We start from the raw sequence: 16,384 nt of genomic DNA, 5'->3' as shown, positions 1-16,384 counted from the left end.
ATCTACCTTTCGTTGTTCGAATATCGAACAAGTTCTATCTTCGAACACACCTCTATTTAGTTTTGTTGTATTATTTAATTAGCAAGTTAACTTGCTTTGAGCTATTGCCCTAGCTCTTCTTAAAACTGATAGCCCTCAGTTATGGCTGCTTATCAAGCCAATTTTCAAGATAAGCAGCAACCTTTTTTGGCGACATTAACCACTTTCCACCAACTTTCTTTTTTGGGAAGTCAGGTAGCCAAAAAAATGTATTAAACACAAAACTACGTGACATACAAGTTTTTTCGCAAAGCTTGTTTACATCCCAGAAAACAAATTCATTTTCTACTTGATCTAACCTTGCTTTAGCCTCCTTACGCATTTCTTCTTGAGCCATGTCAAGAAATTGTGCTTCATCAAATTGAATTAGCCCCATACTTTCCCTCCTTACATACGGCGCTTACTGCGCCTTCCTCACTTGTTTTCTACTAGCCCATTTTCGATTGCATATTGTGTTGGATTACCAAAGACATCAAACATGTTGTATTCAACCATCTTTTGAAAAACCTGTTTTTCTGAGAGGCTTAAATCATGATGTTTTTTCATAAACTCTTGCATTTGTTTAACAGCAGGCTTTGCTTTATGAGGTACACGCATAACAAATAGCCATCCTTTCTATGCTAGATTTTTGTTACCTTCGATAAGTGTTAATTTCATTTGTTCCATTGTTGGTAAGACACCTTTTGCTTTTAATGTCTCGTATAAAAACAGTCGGCCTTTTTGCGTCCATTTAGTGTGGAGATTTACACCAGTGGAACCATCTGACTTTTGGAATTCCTTTGTTTCAGACTTTGTGTAACCTTGTCCTTTGAATTTGCTGTACAACAACCATTGCTTATTCAATTTGTACTGAATACCGTACTCGTGTAATAATTTATTTAGTGCATAAGCACTCATGCCATAATCCTCAGCAATTTGAGAAGTTAAAAGTAAATCTGTACATTTCAAAACTTCATCCACATACGTCATGATAGGTTGCATATCTGCTACTTGTTGCTGGTACATGCGATTTTCAAGCTCAAGTTGTTCATTCTTTTCCACTTCCACCACTAATGCTAATAAAGCTTCTTTATAATTAGTTGGCAATTGAGGTTGCTGTTGATTACCTTCGAGTTCCTCTATTCGCTTGATAACCTTGTATCTTGTCTGCGCATCATATTTCAGTGCCAACTGCATAGCGCCATCTTTTCCGAATTTGTAACAAGGATATTTTTTACCTCTGTCGCTTGTGTAAGTTGACGGCTCAAATATGAGCTGTGAGATTTCTGCTCCTAAGTCTTCAATTTCATTACGAATATCCCTCATGACGTTCTTGTGTTCTTTTCCTACAATTTCTGCAATATCTAAACTTGTCATTTGAACATCGGTATTAATTAAGTGATTCATTTTGATTCCTCCTATGCACTTTTATTACCTTTTGGTAAATCAGTTTCGAAAATAAAAACCTCGTTAAAGGTTAAATCTCTATACTCCGTTAAAACTCCAGAGATAAATTTACCACCAGGATTACGTTTACCGTTTAAAACTCGATTGACAGTGCTATGAGCCACACCGATTTTCTTGGCAAACTCAGCTTCCGTGATGTCATTTTCCTTTAAGTATTTTCGTAAAACATTACTATCTAAGAAAACAGCTTGTTTCGTCATTATCTTCACCACCTTTTTACCTTTAGGTAATTACCTTATGGCAATAATATAACACCTATTTTACCTTTTGGCAACACTTTTATTCGAATTTTTTATTTTTTATTTCCTTTTGGTAATAGAAGTACTTAAAATGTAATTTAAGGAGGGGTTTTATGACTGAATTTGGCGCTTATATAAAAAATATAAGAGATTCTAAAGGTATGACTCTGAATCAAGTAGCTTTGTATGCAGAAATAAGCGCTGCTCAATTGTCTCGTATTGAAACTGGTAAACGAGGAACACCAAAACCTCAGACTATCGAAAAGATAGCTCAAGCTTTAAAAGTAGATTATACGGAATTAATGAAGGTAGCTGGTTACGTTGAAAATACTCCAGATAATATCGAAAACACTCAAGCCGAAAAAGACATAGCCAAACGCTTAGAGGTATTTAAGAAGGATTTAGAAAACAGTGACGGCTTGGCATTTGACGGCGAACCTTTAAGCGACGAGGCAAAAGAGTCATTACTTGAATCTATGGAATTGCTATTTAGACAAACTCAACGAATCAATAAAAAATATACACCTAAGAAATACAGAAACGATGAATAAAAAATATAAACTATAGTGTAAAGCGAAGTGATTGCGATTGTGGATAAAAAACATAGTTAAACAATTACAAGAGAAATATAATACTGGCTGCCCATACTCTCTAGCTACACACTTGAATATTTACGTACTTCAACACGACTTACATCACGAAATTAACGGATATTACAAATATGACAGGCGCAATCGGTATATTGTGATAAATAACAATTTAGATAAACAGATGCAACGCGTTGTCTGTGCCCACGAACTAGGACACGCAGTATTGCACAAAAGAGTTAACACACCGTTTATGCGAAATAATACACTTTTATCTGTTGATAAAATCGAGCGTGAAGCTAATAAATTTGCAGCAGAATTGTTAATAACGGATAGTGATTTATTTGATTTTCATGAACAAAAAACAATATATGATGTAGCTACCTTACATAATGTTCCTATTCAACTTGCGGAACTAAAATATAAGGGGCTATTTTTATAAATATCAAAAGAACAAATGTTCTAAAAAGTATGAGGTGATAATATGGCGTACTATCGCAAACGCGGTAACTCTTGGGAATATAGAATAAAATACAATGAAAGTGGACAACAAAAAACATTATCTAAAAGTGGATTCTCTTCTAAATCCGCTGCACGTGCTGCTGCAATATTAGTTGAAGAAAAATTGTTCAAAGGTGGCATTGATGAAGTACGTAAGGGAGAAATGTTGTTTGAGGACTGGGTACAACGCTACAAAAAAATCCATGATTCCCAGCGCCGTGAATCAAGTAATGTGGCAGCCGAAAATGGACAAAAGAAATTATTGGCACGATTCAGTGGATACAAATTAAAAAACATTAGTCGCGAAGAATACCAAATCTTTATTAATGAATTATTATTTGAACAAAACTACAGCAAGAATACTGTTGACAGGATACACGGCGAAATGATGTCTATTATTAATACGGCCGTGGAGCATGAACGACTGGAAAAAAATAAATTGCGTTCTATTTCGATAAAAAAAGATGAAGATACTGACAAAATAACTTTTTTAACTTTAGAAGAATCACAAACATTATTGAATGTTATGGAAACACAAGAAATATTCAAAAAAGTAATGGTGCACATCTTACTTAAAACAGGTATACGCAGTGGTGAGCTGTTAGGCTTAATGTGGCAGGATATTGATTTTGAAAACAAAACTATTAAAATTGATCGACAGCGCACTCATAATGGAATTGTCCCCTTAAAAACAGTATCATCGTATCGCACTATAGGTATTGATGATGAATTATGTAATTTATTAAAAGAATTTAAAGCGTGGCAAGATGAAAATAAAAATGCCGCTGATACTTATATCGAATCAAATTATGTTATGGTAGATGAAACAGGTAAAGAATTTTACTATACAAAGCCGCAAGACATGATGAAAAATTTTTTACGATATGCAAAAATACAGGAAAGAAAATCAACGCATTTATTAAGACACACCCATGCAGTCTTATTATTAGAGGCAGGGGTCGATATTAAAACCGTATCTACTAGGTTGGGTCATAAAGATATAAATATTACAGCAAACACATATTTGCATGTCACTCAAAATCATGAACAAAAATCCATCGAAAAATTTATAAACTACCTCAATTTTTGAGCTTCAGGGGTCAAAAAGGGGACAAATGCTATTATCCCCTTCAATAATCCCTTATAAACCCTGATATAAAGCCACCTATTTTATTTACCCAATAATTACCCGTTCCTTAGGATAATGGTATTTCAATTTTTTCGTATTGCCACCTAGCGTATATAAAAACGAAATAATGCCGACACGCCCGATAAACATTAGCACCATGATGACTAGCTTACCAAATGTCGATAAATCGTTTGTAATGCCAAGAGACATACCACATGTTCCGAATGCGGAGGTAATTTCAAAGATTAGCTGTGTCGCTGTTGCATGTGGCTCTGAAATTAACAGCATAATCGTTGCTAAAAATACCATAAATAATGCTAATGTAATGACAACAAATGAGCGGAACACATCAATCATATGCACTTCACGTCCGAATATTTGAATCTCCTCACGACCATTTGCATATGAAATTAAAAATAAAATGGCAATTGCAAACGTCGTTGTACGAATCCCCCCACCAACTGAGCTAGGCGATGATCCGATAAACATTAAAAAGCTCATAAAGACATCTGTCGCCTCACCGAATGTTTGCACATCATAAGTTGTTAAACCCGCTGAGCGTGTCGAAACGGAATGATACATCGCTGAAAAAAATGCCTCATGCCATGACATTCCTTTAAATGAATGAAAGCTTTCGAGTGCTAAAATGCCGAATGTACCAATAATAAACAAGATGCCATATGTTGCTGTCGTAATTTTCGTAAATAGACTAAAGCGGAATGTTGGATCTTTTTTCATTAAAAACAGCTTCAATTCAATTAATACAGGGAAGCCGATTGCGCCAAGCACAATTAATAGCATCGTGACAAATTGCACGAAATAATCCAAATGGAATGGCTGTAAGCTCATGCCTGTAATATCAAAGCCACCGTTTGTCGTTGCCGAAATAGATGTGAAAATACCATGTGTTAATGCTTCTTGCCATGTATCAAAATAACGCTTAAAATGCAAGGTTAGCACAATTGCTCCAGCAGCCTCGATGAAAAATAATATTTTCACGATTTCGCGAATTAATTGGACAACGCCTGATAATTTATATTGATTATGGTCAATCATAATTAATTGTCTTTCACGCATGCCAATTCGCTTACCTACAAGTAACCAAATAAATGTACCAAGCGACATAATGCCAATTGCTCCTAATTGCAAAACAATTAGCAGCATAACAAGTCCAAATGTCGTATACGTTTCCGAAATATCAAAAACAGTTAAGCCTGTTACACTGACTGCACTTACTGCTGTAAATAATGTATCTAAATAAGCGACTTCAATGCCCTCCTGATGCACCCATGGCAATCGAAGTAAAAAAAATGATGTTGCAATTGCTATAAAATAATAAGACACGAGTAACTGGAATGGCGTAACTAATCTTAGTTGCTTCTTTTTCTTTTTCATCAAAATGCCCTTTCCTTCTCTAAGTAGTCATTAGTATAGACAATGTTAGGAAAAAAGAAAAGGGGTATAACTCACTAAAAAAGCAACTATCGAAAAGTTACCCGATAGTTGCCTTCAATTAAGCCTCTTGTTTTTTATTTTTCGCTACGCTGAAGAAGTAACCACCTGCTGCGATTGCTACTAACACAACCCAGAATGTCACTTTCCATAATGTTGAATGTGGAAAATCGTGTGGAATTAATGCTACTTTTTCATGTGCTAATGTTAAAACAACTAATTTAACCCCTACCCAGCCAACAATTAAAAATGCTGCTGTTTCAAGAGATGGTAGCTTGTTCAATATTTTTACAAACCATTGTGCTGCAAAACGCATAATGATTAAGCCAATTAAACCACCTAGGAACATTACTGAGAATTGCCCTGCGTTAATGCCGCCAACATGATATTCTGTCAAATGTGGTAATGTCACTGCAATCGCTACTGCTGCAAGCATCGAGTCAATTGCGAACGCAATATCAGCTAACTCTACCTTCACAACCGTCATCCAGAAGCCAGAGCCCTTCTTTTCCTTCACTTGCTCTTCACCATCGTCTTTTTTGAACTTTGCATCATAAATATGTTTAGCTGAAATAAATAATAAATAGGCTGCACCTAAAGCTTGAATTTGCCAATAGTTAACAAGTATCGTGATTAAAAATAAAGCAGCAAATCTAAATATAAATGCCCCGAATAATCCATAAAATAAAGCCTTCTTTTGTTGTTCCTGCGGTAAATGCTTTACCATAACTGCCATAACGACTGCATTGTCGGCTGCAAGCAAGCCTTCCAATACAACAAGTACAACAAGTACCCATGCGTATTCTAATAATATTGCTTCCATTATCAATTCCTCCTCTATCTTTTGTATACCCATTTCCTATACTTTTAAGGCAACAAAAAAGACCTATGCCTAAAAAACAGGCAAAGGTCTTGCTAAGCAAATTCATTGCTATCACACCCGATGGCAATCACCATGTAATGACGAATGTGAAATAAGTTCATTAAGGCTGCAAGGTGCAGTCCCTCAGTTCTTATAGCTACTCCCCTTTGACATAATGTCAATGGATATTCAACTGTAGGAATAGTATACTTGAAACTTTATGATTTCGCAACCCATTTCTTTAGATGGCGTGTTTCCTTATCCATCAAGCTATAAATAATTGGCACAATGAATAACGTAAGCACCGTTGAAGCGAAAAGCCCTCCTATGACAACAATTGCCATTGGCTGATTAAGTTCAGTTCCTTCACCGATGCCAAGTGCCAATGGAATTAATCCAAGCATCGTTGTTAATGCGGTCATCAAAATCGGTCGCAAACGATCCTGGCAGGCAATTAAAATCGCTTCAGCAGATGACTTGCCTTGCTCTTTTTGCTGATTCATATAATCAACGAGTACAATACCATTGTTTACAACAATGCCTACTAACACCAATATCCCGATGATTGCTGTGATGCCAAGCAATGTATTCGTTATAAACAAAGCAAGTGCCACACCTATAACCATTAAAGGTACACTAAATAACATAATGAACGGATATTTAAATGACTCAAACTGTGCTGCCATTACAATATAAACTAAAACAAGTGCCAAGCATATTGCGAGTATCATATCATTTTTCGCACTATCAAATAGCTCGCGATCTCCACTAAATATCACGCGTGTCGTGTCCTTTAACTGCACTTCTGCAATCGCTTTGTCCACCTTTGCTGAAATGCCGCTTAACGATTCCTTCGTACCATATTGAACGAAAAAGGCGACTGCTGAAGCTTGATCTGAGCGTCGAATCGCTGTTGGTCTTTGGGCTAATTCGATTGTAGCAACTTCTTCTAGTGCAACAAAAAGACCTGCTGGTGTGCGCAATTTCATGCTTTTCAGCGCCTCAATGCTCTTATTAAAAGTATCGCCAAAGCTCGTCATAACAGGTAAAACAACGCCATCTTCTGCGATAATTTGCGTTGTATAAAGACTGCGTGTCATGCTTCCTACCGTTTGTGCAATTTGCGCAGGCAACATGCCGTAATCCTTCGCTGCTTGTTGCTTGACCTCGATATGAATTTCTTCAACTGTGCTATCTAAATCGGTCGTTACCTCACTTACTGTATCAATTTCCTCTACTGCTTGCTGAATGGCAAACACCGCTTCTTGCAAGTGCGTTTCATTTGAATCGGTTACACGAAATGTCAATGTATTTGGTGTCGAGCCAGATGATGAAGTTAAAGAAAATTCGATTTCTGCACGCTCTTCAACGATTGTGGCTAAATCCTGTTCCATCGTCTCTACAAGCTCAAAAATTGATTTGTCGCGCTCTGCAACTGGTACAAGCTTAATATAAAGCTCCGCTTCATTTGTTCGACTCGTACCACGTGACATCGATTGCTGGTTTCCGCCAATTACACTGACAACAACATCTACCTCTTGAAATGGCTGTATGTAATCCTCAATATCTGCTACAACCTGTTCTGTTGCGTCGATAGATGAGCCAGCCTTCAATTGTACTTGCAATGATACATAGCCCTCATCTGTTGATGGAATAAATTCAGTGCCTGTACGGTAAAGCATAAAGCCTGTTACCGCAAATAAAATAGCTGTCGTAATTAAAACAAGTGCGCGATGATGCAATCCCCAGCGAATCATTTTGTCATATGCTTGATAAAATTTTGACTCTTTGCGTCGTTGTGCTAAATTGGTCATTTTTGGCTTTAATAAATAGCTTGCCAGCATTGGAACAACCGTTAGTGCAACAACAAGTGAGGCGAATAAACTAAATGCAATCGTTAAGGCGAACTCCGTAAAAATTCGTCCTATTAAGCCTGTAATAAAAACAACAGGTAAAAATACAGCAACTGTCGTTAATGTAGATGCAATAATGGCAAGGCTGACTTCCTTTGTACCATTTAAGGCTGCCTCTTTTGGTGATTTACCAAGCGCCATATGACGCTCAATATTTTCGATAACAACAATGGCATTATCGACGAGCATCCCAATACCTAATGCGAGCGCACCAAGCGTCATAATATTTAAAGAAAAATCGGCAAAATAAATAAGCACAAATGTCACAATAACCGAGTAAGGAATCGCAATCCCAACAATTAAAGGACTAATAAAGCTACGTAAAAAAACAAAGAGGACAAGCATTGCAAAAAGACCACCAAATAGCAAAGAAGAAGTAATATTATCAATGGCTAAGCGCACGTAATCGCCTTGGTCAAACAATACATGTGCTGTCACATCTACGTACTGTGGCTGAGCTAACAGTTTTGCTAATGCTTCTTGAAACGCATCTGATACTTGTGCGGTATTAGCATCCGATTGTTGTAAAACTGAGATTAATAGTGCAGGATAATCATTTGCCCGTGTAATCGTTGCTTGTGGCTGCTCGGCACGCTCTACAGCAGCAATATCCCGCAACAGCAGCGATTCTCCTGTCAATGGATTAACCGAAATAATCAGCTCTGCAATTTGTTCAGGAGATGTAAAGAGACTCACAATGCGTGTCGTTAATTGCTGCCCTTCTATTGACACCGTCTCCCCTGGCAAGGAAATATTATTTGCCTGTACAAGCTGCATAATATCTGTTTGCGTTAAACCTTTCTCTTGTAATTTGTCCGCATCTAACACTATGCGAATTTCCTCAACAATTTTCCCAGAAACGTTCACGCTTGCGACTCCCTCTGTTCGCTTTAGCTCCTGCTCTAACGATTCAGCCAACTGTCGTATGTCTACATTAGCGCTTTCCGCCTGTAAGCCTAGTTGAATAATTGGAAATTGCGATGGATCAAATTTCATAAATGATGGCTTCCCTACTCCCTCAGGTAACGAAACCATATCTAAACGCTGCATAATCTCTGTTTGCATCACATTCATATCTGTCGTCCAGCTGAATTCTACAATCGTTAAATTAGCACCTTCCTGTGCGGTAGACTGCAATCGTTTAATGCCAGGCAATGTAGCCAAGCTACTTTCCAAAGGCTTCGTCACTTTTTCATTGACTTCAAGCGGGCTTGCCCCTGGATAGCTCGTCACCACAACGCCAATCGGTGGATTTAAATTCGGAATAAGTGTCACCGGTATTTTAAAAAGTGAGACTGCCCCTAAAATAAGGACGAGTGCCATCGTCACAATTGTAAAAACAGGGCGCCTCACAAAAAATTCAGTTACCTTCATTTTATATACTCCTTCATCTTCATTACTCTAGCTTCACCTTCTTTATTCGACATTATGCACATCATTACCTGTTGAAGAGCCAAAGAAAGCGCATGGTGTTAATCCATGCGCTACAGTATTATAATAAGCTATATAATTTAATATTTTCGTTCTTCTCTGAGAACCAGCGCATTGCGAATTCATTTTCGAATAAAAACACTAAGTTATCGAAGCGATCCTTCACTAGCATTGAACGTGCAGAGGACATCGATTCCTTCACATCTTCCTCATTTTCAATCCAACGTGCGATTTTGCTGCCAACTGGCTCCATTTTTACTTCCACATTGTATTCATTTTTCATGCGATGCTCGAATACTTCAAATTGTAATTGACCTACAGCACCTAGCAATACTTCTTCAGTGTGTAGCGTTTTATAATATTGAATTGCGCCTTCCTGTACAAGCTGTAAAATCCCTTTATGGAATTGCTTGGATTTCATAACATTTTTGGCGCTAACACGCATAAATAACTCCGGTGTAAATTGCGGTAATTTTTCAAATTGGAATGTTTTTTTACCACCAACAACCGTATCACCAATTTGATACGTGCCTGTATCATATAAACCGATAATATCACCCGCAACAGCTTCCTCCACTGTTTCACGGTCATCCGCTAAAAACTGCGTTGACTGTGACACTTTAAATGACTTGCCTGTACGCGATAAAGTCATATTCATCCCGCGTTCAAATTTACCAGATACGATACGTACAAAGGCAATGCGGTCACGGTGCGCAGGGTTCATATTTGCTTGGATTTTGAAAATAAAGCCTGAAAATTCCTCATACTCAATTGGGTCAATAAATTGCTCATCCTCTGTTAAACGAGGCTGTGGTGTTGGAGCAAATTGTAAATATGTTTCTAAAAATGTTTGCACACCAAAGTTTGTTAGAGCCGAGCCAAAAAATACAGGCGTTAACTCACCACGGCGAATTTTCTCCTCTGAATATTCATTGCCAGCCTCATCCAATAGTAAAATATCGTCCATTGCCTGTGAATAATAAGAAGTCACTTTCATTGGGTGGTCAACTGCTAATCCACCTTCCTCATCAAGCGGTAAAAAGCGCTCTGCTTCCTCTGTACGGAACTGCTCAATACGTTTATTGTAGCGATCATAAATACCTAAAAACTCTTTTCCCATACCGATTGGCCAGTTCATAGGATATGCGTTAATGCCTAGCACTTCCTCTAGCTCCTCGATTAATTCTAGAGGCTCTTTCCCTTGACGATCCAGTTTATTAATAAATGTAAAAATCGGAATACCGCGCATTTTACAAACTTTAAATAGCTTTAATGTTTGTGCTTCAATCCCTTTTGCCGCATCGACAACCATGACTGCGCTATCTACTGCCATTAATGTACGATACGTATCCTCAGAGAAATCTTGGTGTCCTGGTGTATCTAAAATGTTGACACGATGTCCATTGTAATCAAACTGCATAACAGAAGATGTCACTGAAATACCACGCTGCTTCTCAATTTCCATCCAGTCAGACGTTGCAAACTTGCCTGATTTTTTCCCTTTTACTGTACCCGCATCACGAATCGCGCCACCGAATAATAAAAGCTTTTCGGTAATTGTCGTTTTCCCAGCATCCGGGTGACTAATAATCGCAAATGTGCGACGTGCTAATATATCTTGCTCTAAAGTCATAATTTTTTCCGTCTCCTTTTTCTATCCTAACTTATTTTAAAAGAGTTGCCCCTGATGTTACAACCTTTTTTCTTAGAAATTGCGCAATCTGATACAAAATATAGCCCATCACAATGGCAATCGCATTTAATAAAATATCATCCACATCTGTACTGCGACCGATAAAAAGCTGGGTGCCCTCTATAAACAGTGGAATTGCTAACGAAACGAACAGCATTTTCCACATGCTACGCATATTTGTCCATAATAAAGGGATAAAAAAGCCAAATGGAATAAATAAAATAATATTGCCTGCTAAATTATAAAAGGCAATCTCGGCTATCGGTCCATGCAGTTGGGTCATATACAAAGAGATTGTTTGAAAAGGGGTGAAATTATGCCGTAAGAAAGCTGGCTCCAATTGCAAAACGATGCGCCCATTTTCAAACCAATACTCTGGCAAAATCGTTTGCGAAAAAATGCTAATGCAGAAGCAGAAAAATAATAGCATCACGGTTTCACGTTGCTTATGCACAGTGCGCCGCCTCATCCAAAGAAAGCGCAATAATCCGTAAATCGGAAGTGTCAGCACACAATATAAAAGCATGCTAACTAAAAAAGACTGAATCATATATGTTACTCCTTTAAAAGAAGGTGCACTGCTTTCCTGAAAAAACCCCTTGGATACAATGCTTTCACCCTTCGTTCTCAATCAATTACGCCTCAGTTAACTCTTGTCCAGTTTTGTTCTAACCTAAAAGCGTCAAAGCCTTTGCGACAACAGGATGTTGGTCACTCAGTGAGTGTTTGGACACCCCCTGAGGAAAAAGCAATTGAAGCATTCATTATGCTTGACGCTATGCCTTTAGTATAGAAAACATTTTGCTCCTGCGATTACTCGTCGCAGATTTCTTTTGCTCCTGCGGTTACTCGTCGCAGATTTCTTTTGCTCCTGCGGTTACTCGTCGCAGATTTCTTTTGCTGAATCATAATAAATCTATTTTGAATTTTTATCGTTAGTTATTCCACTTGCGATAGTTCATCCATAATCACTTTCTGTATTTCATCATTTCCAACTGCACCATTATGGAATACATTTGATTCACTCCAATATAGCTGTCTAAACGATACACCATTCTGTAGCTCAATTTCTAAAAATATGCGTAATCCTTCTTGCTCGACTGGTTCTACATCTTCTAGTTCTAATGAATAAAATGCGTTTAAAAATCGCTCTTTTGCAGACTGTGTGAATGTATGTAATCTCCTGCCATCCTCTGTGCTTTCAATATATATATTTTTCACAAGCTGCCGCATCGGATAAATCTCCTCTATTGTTTTGGCACTTTCATTTGAACGCGCCACATAAATAGCATCATTTGCAGCGACAAGTAAGGTAGTTGGATAGCCTTTTATTTCATAAATTGCTGTACCTTTTTCTAAATAGGTGGCATGCCCATTTTGCATTTGATGATGAATCCCTGTGCGGTCCTCCATTTTATACATTACCTGACCAATTTCCTGTCCTCGTTCAATTATGACTGGAGAATCTTCATCCATTGGCTTAGGATAGTGACGTTCATATTGTATATCATTAAGCATTAGTATATCTATCCATTCGATTGTTGAATGACTAAGAGGTTCTTGAATATGCTGACAACCAACTATTAGCAAAATAAGTAATGGCATAATGATAATCTTTTTCATACTCAACCTCCTGTAACCATGCTATAGTTTCAATTATAAAACGGATAAGGGTAGGTGTATAGATGAGGCAGCAGATTAAATTGGCCGTACGTGAAGCCTATACAACGATGTATGAAGCACTAAAGAACGAACAAATATACGCAGTCGTGTTAGTAACAGACAGTGATTGTGGCAGCCTTTATTTAACGCTAGGCACAGAAAAGTCACTTCTTCAAATTGGTGAAAATTATGGAGACAATCCAGAAGATTATCGCTTTTTAAAAGACGAATTTTTGCATGAGGATGATACAGAATTATTACAAAAATTAAGTCTTGAGCTTTTAGATAGAGCATTAAATGCGGGTGAACAATTTGCCTCGCATAAAGCAGAAATCCATACAACGATGAGCGACACGCTATATGAATTAAAGCAAGAGGGCATTATTGACAAAAATATTTTTGCATTTATTTCTGCAACAGACGATACTGACGATGAAGGATTAGAAATATCATCAGCCAAACGCTGTAATCCAAATCATCCATTACTCCCCGTTTTTTTACACAATTGGCAACAATAATTAAAAAGAGTATATAGAAATAAATTTCCATATACTCTTTAAATTGTGTGTAAATTGTGTGTGTGCCTGGCACCTAAACAAACTTCACTTTTCCCTCTGCAATTGCAATGTCTGCGTCGCTATGTGGATATTTTGTATTCTCGATAATTTGGTAATCCTCATGCCCTTTACCCGCAAAAATGATAATATCCCCTGCTTCTGCAATTTTGATAGCATGGCGTACTGCCTCTGCGCGGTCACCAATACATGCATATTGCTCATGCAACATACCTTTTGCTAAATCGCTTGTGATGCTCTCATATTCCTCATAGCGTGGGTCATCTGTCGTTAAAATGACGTAATCCGCAACAGAAGCTTTTTCTGCCATCGCAGGGCGCTTCGATTTGTCGCGGTTGCCGCCCGTGCCGATAAGAAAAATTAATTTGCTCGTTTCACCTTTATACGGCAGTGCTGCATTAATCGCTTTTTCAATTGCATCTGGTGTATGTGCGTAATCAATAAAAATTTGGATAGGCAAATCAGTTTGTACTTTTTCCATGCGCCCTTTTACCGGTGGGAGCTGCTCAATTTGCTCAATAATTTCATGCAATGAAAATTGGCGTGCATACAAGGCTGCAGTCGCTGCCAATACATTGTAGATATTGAACTCTCCAAGTAAATGCATCGCCACATCGTAGGTACCCTCAGGTGTTTGCATCGTAAAATACGTCATGCCATCCTCATAACGACAATTGGAAGCATAGAAGTCAGCAGCGCTATGTAGCCCATATGTCCACACTGGAAATGGTGTTAACGTTTGATAATGTGCTGACCATTGATCATCTGCGTTTAACACAACATGCTTATCTTTACGCAAATCTTGACCTAACTGTGAAAACAGCAGCCCCTTTGTATTGCCATATGCCTCCATCGTGCCATGAAAATCTAAATGATCATGTGTTAAATTCGTAAAAATCGCTACATCATAATCAACGCCTGCTAAGCGACCTAAAGCTAAGCCATGTGATGACACTTCCATTACCATTGCATCACAGCCCTCTTCTTTGGCACGATAAATCATTTGCTGGGTACTCAAGGCATCGCTTGTCGTATTTGCTGATTCATACAGCGTACCATTCAAATTAAAGCCGATGGTTCCTGCCAGTGCTGATTTTTTGCCTAAGCCCATTAAAATATTATGGATAATGCCTGTAACGCTCGTTTTGCCATTCGTTCCCGTTACCCCAATCATCATTAATCCTTCAGATGGATAACCGAAAAATCGTGCAGATAATAAGCCAAGCGCTCGCTCTGAACTTGGAACGATGAGCTGTGCAACATTGCGTGTTAGGGTCAATTCTTTCTCCGCTACAATCAATGTCGCACCTGCATCAACTGCCCTTTGCGCATAATCGTGCCCATCCACCGTGTAGCCTTTGATACAAATAAATGCACTTTGCGGCTGTACACTTCTTGAATCAACTGCAATGTCCTCAATATAGCTAGGCAATACGCCGAGTATCTTCTTTTGTGGAATGGCACTTATTAATTCCTCTACGCGCATTCACTATTCCCCCATTTCAACCATTGGCGATGTTACATATGCATATAATAATTCAGCTGTCGCCTGTAATGAATCAACATGTGTGCGCTCATAGGCATGCGATGCTTCGATGCCTGGTCCGAACAAAGCATGACGAATATCAAAGCCTGCTCGAATTGCTGCTGAGGCATCTGAGCCGTAATATGGGTAAATATCGAGCTTATAAGGAATATTACCTTTCTTCGCCAGCTGTACTAGATGCTGTGTTAACTCATAATGATATGGCCCTGTTGCATCCTTCGCACAAATTGACACTGTATATTCATCAGATGTTTGACCATCACCAATTGCACCCATATCTACTGCAATATATTCAACTACCTGTGCTGGAATATTGGAATTACCGCCATAGCCGATTTCTTCATTGTTAGAAATATAAAAATGTGTCGTATATGGTAGCTTCACATTGTTTGCTTTTACATATTTCATTAATTGTAACAGCAATGTTGTACTTGCTTTATCATCCAAATGACGCGATTTCACAAAGCCCGATGCTGTTTCCTCATAACGCACATCAAATGACACAAAATCACCTACTTCAATACCTAGAGCACGCGTATCATCTGCATTTAATACCTTTTCATCAATGCGTACTTCAATATGGTTTTCATCACGCTTTAAGCTATCTGCTCCACGGTACACGTGCACCGTCGTTTCATGCATTAAAATCGTACCACGTACCGTCTTACCATCTGCTGTATGAATCATACAGTATTCGCCCTCTACTGCATTCCAATTAAAGCCACCGATCATTGCTAGCTTCAAACGACCGCTTGACTTCACTTCCTTCACCATCGCACCCAGCGTATCGGTATGTGCTGTTAATAAACGGTGCTGTTCATTATTTTCCCCTTCAAATGTAACGATAATTGCTCCTTTATTCGTTTTTGTATAAGAAATATTATGCTCCTTCAAAAACTCTCCCATAAAGCGCATAATATTTGTCGTATAACCAGATGGGCTTGCAATTTTTACTAATTTCTCTAATAATGATAATGTTTCTTGTTGATTAAATAGACTCGTCATAAAAACCCTCCTAATATCTTTTATCGCACATTTCCAAAATGCGCGATACAATCAGCTGAGGAATACTCCCTCAGATACAAAGCTTCACTTTATCATATCAAAATTTTACGTCTATCAACAATGAGGAGAAACAAATTTTAGGCAATTTGCTAGGAGAACACGATGCGACCACTGACAATCATACATAAACGCAATTTATTCATTTATTATTCACTTTTCATTTGTTCTCACTAGCGTCGCATTAAAATAATTCAACGCATCATATTAAACTGAATTTTCTGTAATATAATCCAAGCATAAAAAA

16 protein-coding genes are annotated in these 16,384 nt (G+C 38.0%); 4 read left to right on the top strand and 12 right to left on the bottom strand.

What is annotated here, in order from left to right:
* Window positions 1-139: 139 nt before the first annotated feature.
* The 4 genes from M3Z76_RS18860 to M3Z76_RS18845 are packed head-to-tail and all read right to left on the bottom strand — an operon-like array spanning window position 140 to window position 1,685.
* Window positions 140-415 carry a group-specific protein gene (locus tag M3Z76_RS18860; RefSeq protein ID WP_293929713.1) on the bottom strand — a complete coding sequence of 92 codons (276 nt, stop codon included), beginning with the start codon at window positions 413-415 and terminating at the stop codon, window positions 140-142.
* A 38-nt stretch (window positions 416-453) separates the two neighbouring features.
* Window positions 454-636: a hypothetical protein gene (locus M3Z76_RS18855; protein WP_293929712.1), complete on the bottom strand. Its 183-nt coding sequence runs from the start codon at window positions 634-636 to the stop codon at window positions 454-456.
* An 18-nt stretch (window positions 637-654) separates the two neighbouring features.
* Window positions 655-1,425: a phage regulatory protein/antirepressor Ant gene (locus tag M3Z76_RS18850; protein WP_293929711.1), complete on the bottom strand. Its 771-nt coding sequence runs from the start codon at window positions 1,423-1,425 to the stop codon at window positions 655-657.
* Between the two features lie 11 nt (window positions 1,426-1,436).
* A complete protein-coding gene (locus M3Z76_RS18845) occupies window positions 1,437-1,685 on the bottom strand; it encodes a helix-turn-helix transcriptional regulator (RefSeq protein WP_293929710.1) in 249 nt (82 codons plus the stop codon).
* A gap of 152 nt (window positions 1,686-1,837) precedes the next feature.
* Between M3Z76_RS18845 and M3Z76_RS18840 the strand changes: the two genes are divergently transcribed.
* The 3 genes from M3Z76_RS18840 to M3Z76_RS18830 are packed head-to-tail and all read left to right on the top strand — an operon-like array spanning window position 1,838 to window position 3,902.
* Complete coding sequence (locus M3Z76_RS18840; RefSeq protein ID WP_293929709.1) at window positions 1,838-2,275, top strand: helix-turn-helix domain-containing protein; 438 nt, start codon at window positions 1,838-1,840, stop codon at window positions 2,273-2,275.
* Window positions 2,276-2,306: 31 nt separating this feature from the next.
* Window positions 2,307-2,753: an ImmA/IrrE family metallo-endopeptidase gene (locus tag M3Z76_RS18835; protein ID WP_293929708.1), complete on the top strand. Its 447-nt coding sequence runs from the start codon at window positions 2,307-2,309 to the stop codon at window positions 2,751-2,753.
* Window positions 2,754-2,795: 42 nt separating this feature from the next.
* On the top strand, window positions 2,796-3,902 hold the full coding sequence (locus M3Z76_RS18830; protein ID WP_293929707.1) for a tyrosine-type recombinase/integrase: 1,107 nt from the start codon (window positions 2,796-2,798) through the stop codon (window positions 3,900-3,902).
* 84 nt (window positions 3,903-3,986) lie between these two features.
* Here M3Z76_RS18830 and M3Z76_RS18825 read toward each other — a convergent pair whose 3' ends face one another.
* The 6 genes from M3Z76_RS18825 to M3Z76_RS18800 all read right to left on the bottom strand — a co-directional run bounded on the left by M3Z76_RS18825 (window position 3,987) and on the right by M3Z76_RS18800 (window position 12,915).
* Window positions 3,987-5,339, bottom strand: coding sequence for a TrkH family potassium uptake protein (locus M3Z76_RS18825; RefSeq protein WP_293929706.1), 1,353 nt, complete (start codon window positions 5,337-5,339; stop codon window positions 3,987-3,989).
* Window positions 5,340-5,454: 115 nt separating this feature from the next.
* Window positions 5,455-6,216: a TerC family protein gene (locus M3Z76_RS18820; protein ID WP_293929705.1), complete on the bottom strand. Its 762-nt coding sequence runs from the start codon at window positions 6,214-6,216 to the stop codon at window positions 5,455-5,457.
* Window positions 6,217-6,473: 257 nt separating this feature from the next.
* On the bottom strand, window positions 6,474-9,542 hold the full coding sequence (locus M3Z76_RS18815) for an efflux RND transporter permease subunit (RefSeq protein WP_293929704.1): 3,069 nt from the start codon (window positions 9,540-9,542) through the stop codon (window positions 6,474-6,476).
* Between the two features lie 118 nt (window positions 9,543-9,660).
* Complete coding sequence (locus M3Z76_RS18810) at window positions 9,661-11,232, bottom strand: peptide chain release factor 3 (RefSeq protein ID WP_293929703.1); 1,572 nt, start codon at window positions 11,230-11,232, stop codon at window positions 9,661-9,663.
* Between the two features lie 31 nt (window positions 11,233-11,263).
* Entirely contained in the window at window positions 11,264-11,842 is a 579-nt protein-coding gene (locus M3Z76_RS18805) for a VanZ family protein (protein ID WP_293929702.1), read from the bottom strand.
* Window positions 11,843-12,231: 389 nt separating this feature from the next.
* Entirely contained in the window at window positions 12,232-12,915 is a 684-nt protein-coding gene (locus M3Z76_RS18800; protein WP_293929701.1) for a hypothetical protein, read from the bottom strand.
* 62 nt (window positions 12,916-12,977) lie between these two features.
* Here M3Z76_RS18800 and M3Z76_RS18795 point away from each other — a divergent pair, with 62 nt between their 5' ends.
* A complete protein-coding gene (locus tag M3Z76_RS18795) occupies window positions 12,978-13,472 on the top strand; it encodes a DUF4303 domain-containing protein (protein WP_293929700.1) in 495 nt (164 codons plus the stop codon).
* A gap of 73 nt (window positions 13,473-13,545) precedes the next feature.
* Here the strand turns inward: M3Z76_RS18795 and M3Z76_RS18790 are convergent, their stop codons facing one another.
* Both M3Z76_RS18790 and M3Z76_RS18785 read right to left on the bottom strand, forming a co-directional pair.
* On the bottom strand, window positions 13,546-15,015 hold the full coding sequence (locus M3Z76_RS18790) for a UDP-N-acetylmuramoyl-L-alanyl-D-glutamate--2,6-diaminopimelate ligase (protein WP_293929699.1): 1,470 nt from the start codon (window positions 15,013-15,015) through the stop codon (window positions 13,546-13,548).
* 3 nt (window positions 15,016-15,018) lie between these two features.
* The gene (locus M3Z76_RS18785) at window positions 15,019-16,080 is read right to left on the bottom strand and encodes a M42 family metallopeptidase (RefSeq protein ID WP_293929698.1); all 1,062 of its coding nucleotides are present in this window, start codon (window positions 16,078-16,080) and stop codon (window positions 15,019-15,021) included.
* Window positions 16,081-16,384 lie beyond the last annotated feature (304 nt).

It is taken from the genome of Metasolibacillus sp., assembly GCF_025291715.1.
Taxonomy (GTDB): Bacteria; Bacillota; Bacilli; order Bacillales_A; family Planococcaceae; genus Metasolibacillus; species Metasolibacillus louembei.
The sequence above is the reverse complement of the archived record's forward strand: the minus strand, read 5'-3'. Positions and strand labels throughout refer to the sequence as shown.

Bases quoted from the DNA above. Each gene is read 5' to 3' on its own strand.
- M3Z76_RS18855 (WP_293929712.1), bottom strand. From the start codon at position 636: ATGCGTGTACCTCATAAAGCAAAGCCTGCTGTTAAACAAATGCAAGAG.
- M3Z76_RS18785 (WP_293929698.1), bottom strand. From the start codon at position 16,080: ATGACGAGTCTATTTAATCAACAAGAAACATTATCATTATTAGAGAAA.
- M3Z76_RS18815 (WP_293929704.1), bottom strand. From the start codon at position 9,542: ATGAAGGTAACTGAATTTTTTGTGAGGCGCCCTGTTTTTACAATTGTG.
- M3Z76_RS18830 (WP_293929707.1), top strand. From the start codon at position 2,796: ATGGCGTACTATCGCAAACGCGGTAACTCTTGGGAATATAGAATAAAA.
- M3Z76_RS18860 (WP_293929713.1), bottom strand. From the start codon at position 415: ATGGGGCTAATTCAATTTGATGAAGCACAATTTCTTGACATGGCTCAA.
- M3Z76_RS18800 (WP_293929701.1), bottom strand. From the start codon at position 12,915: ATGAAAAAGATTATCATTATGCCATTACTTATTTTGCTAATAGTTGGT.
- M3Z76_RS18795 (WP_293929700.1), top strand. From the start codon at position 12,978: ATGAGGCAGCAGATTAAATTGGCCGTACGTGAAGCCTATACAACGATG.
- M3Z76_RS18840 (WP_293929709.1), top strand. From the start codon at position 1,838: ATGACTGAATTTGGCGCTTATATAAAAAATATAAGAGATTCTAAAGGT.
- M3Z76_RS18845 (WP_293929710.1), bottom strand. From the start codon at position 1,685: ATGACGAAACAAGCTGTTTTCTTAGATAGTAATGTTTTACGAAAATAC.
- M3Z76_RS18820 (WP_293929705.1), bottom strand. From the start codon at position 6,216: ATGGAAGCAATATTATTAGAATACGCATGGGTACTTGTTGTACTTGTT.
- M3Z76_RS18805 (WP_293929702.1), bottom strand. From the start codon at position 11,842: ATGATTCAGTCTTTTTTAGTTAGCATGCTTTTATATTGTGTGCTGACA.
- M3Z76_RS18790 (WP_293929699.1), bottom strand. From the start codon at position 15,015: ATGCGCGTAGAGGAATTAATAAGTGCCATTCCACAAAAGAAGATACTC.
- M3Z76_RS18850 (WP_293929711.1), bottom strand. From the start codon at position 1,425: ATGAATCACTTAATTAATACCGATGTTCAAATGACAAGTTTAGATATT.
- M3Z76_RS18810 (WP_293929703.1), bottom strand. From the start codon at position 11,232: ATGACTTTAGAGCAAGATATATTAGCACGTCGCACATTTGCGATTATT.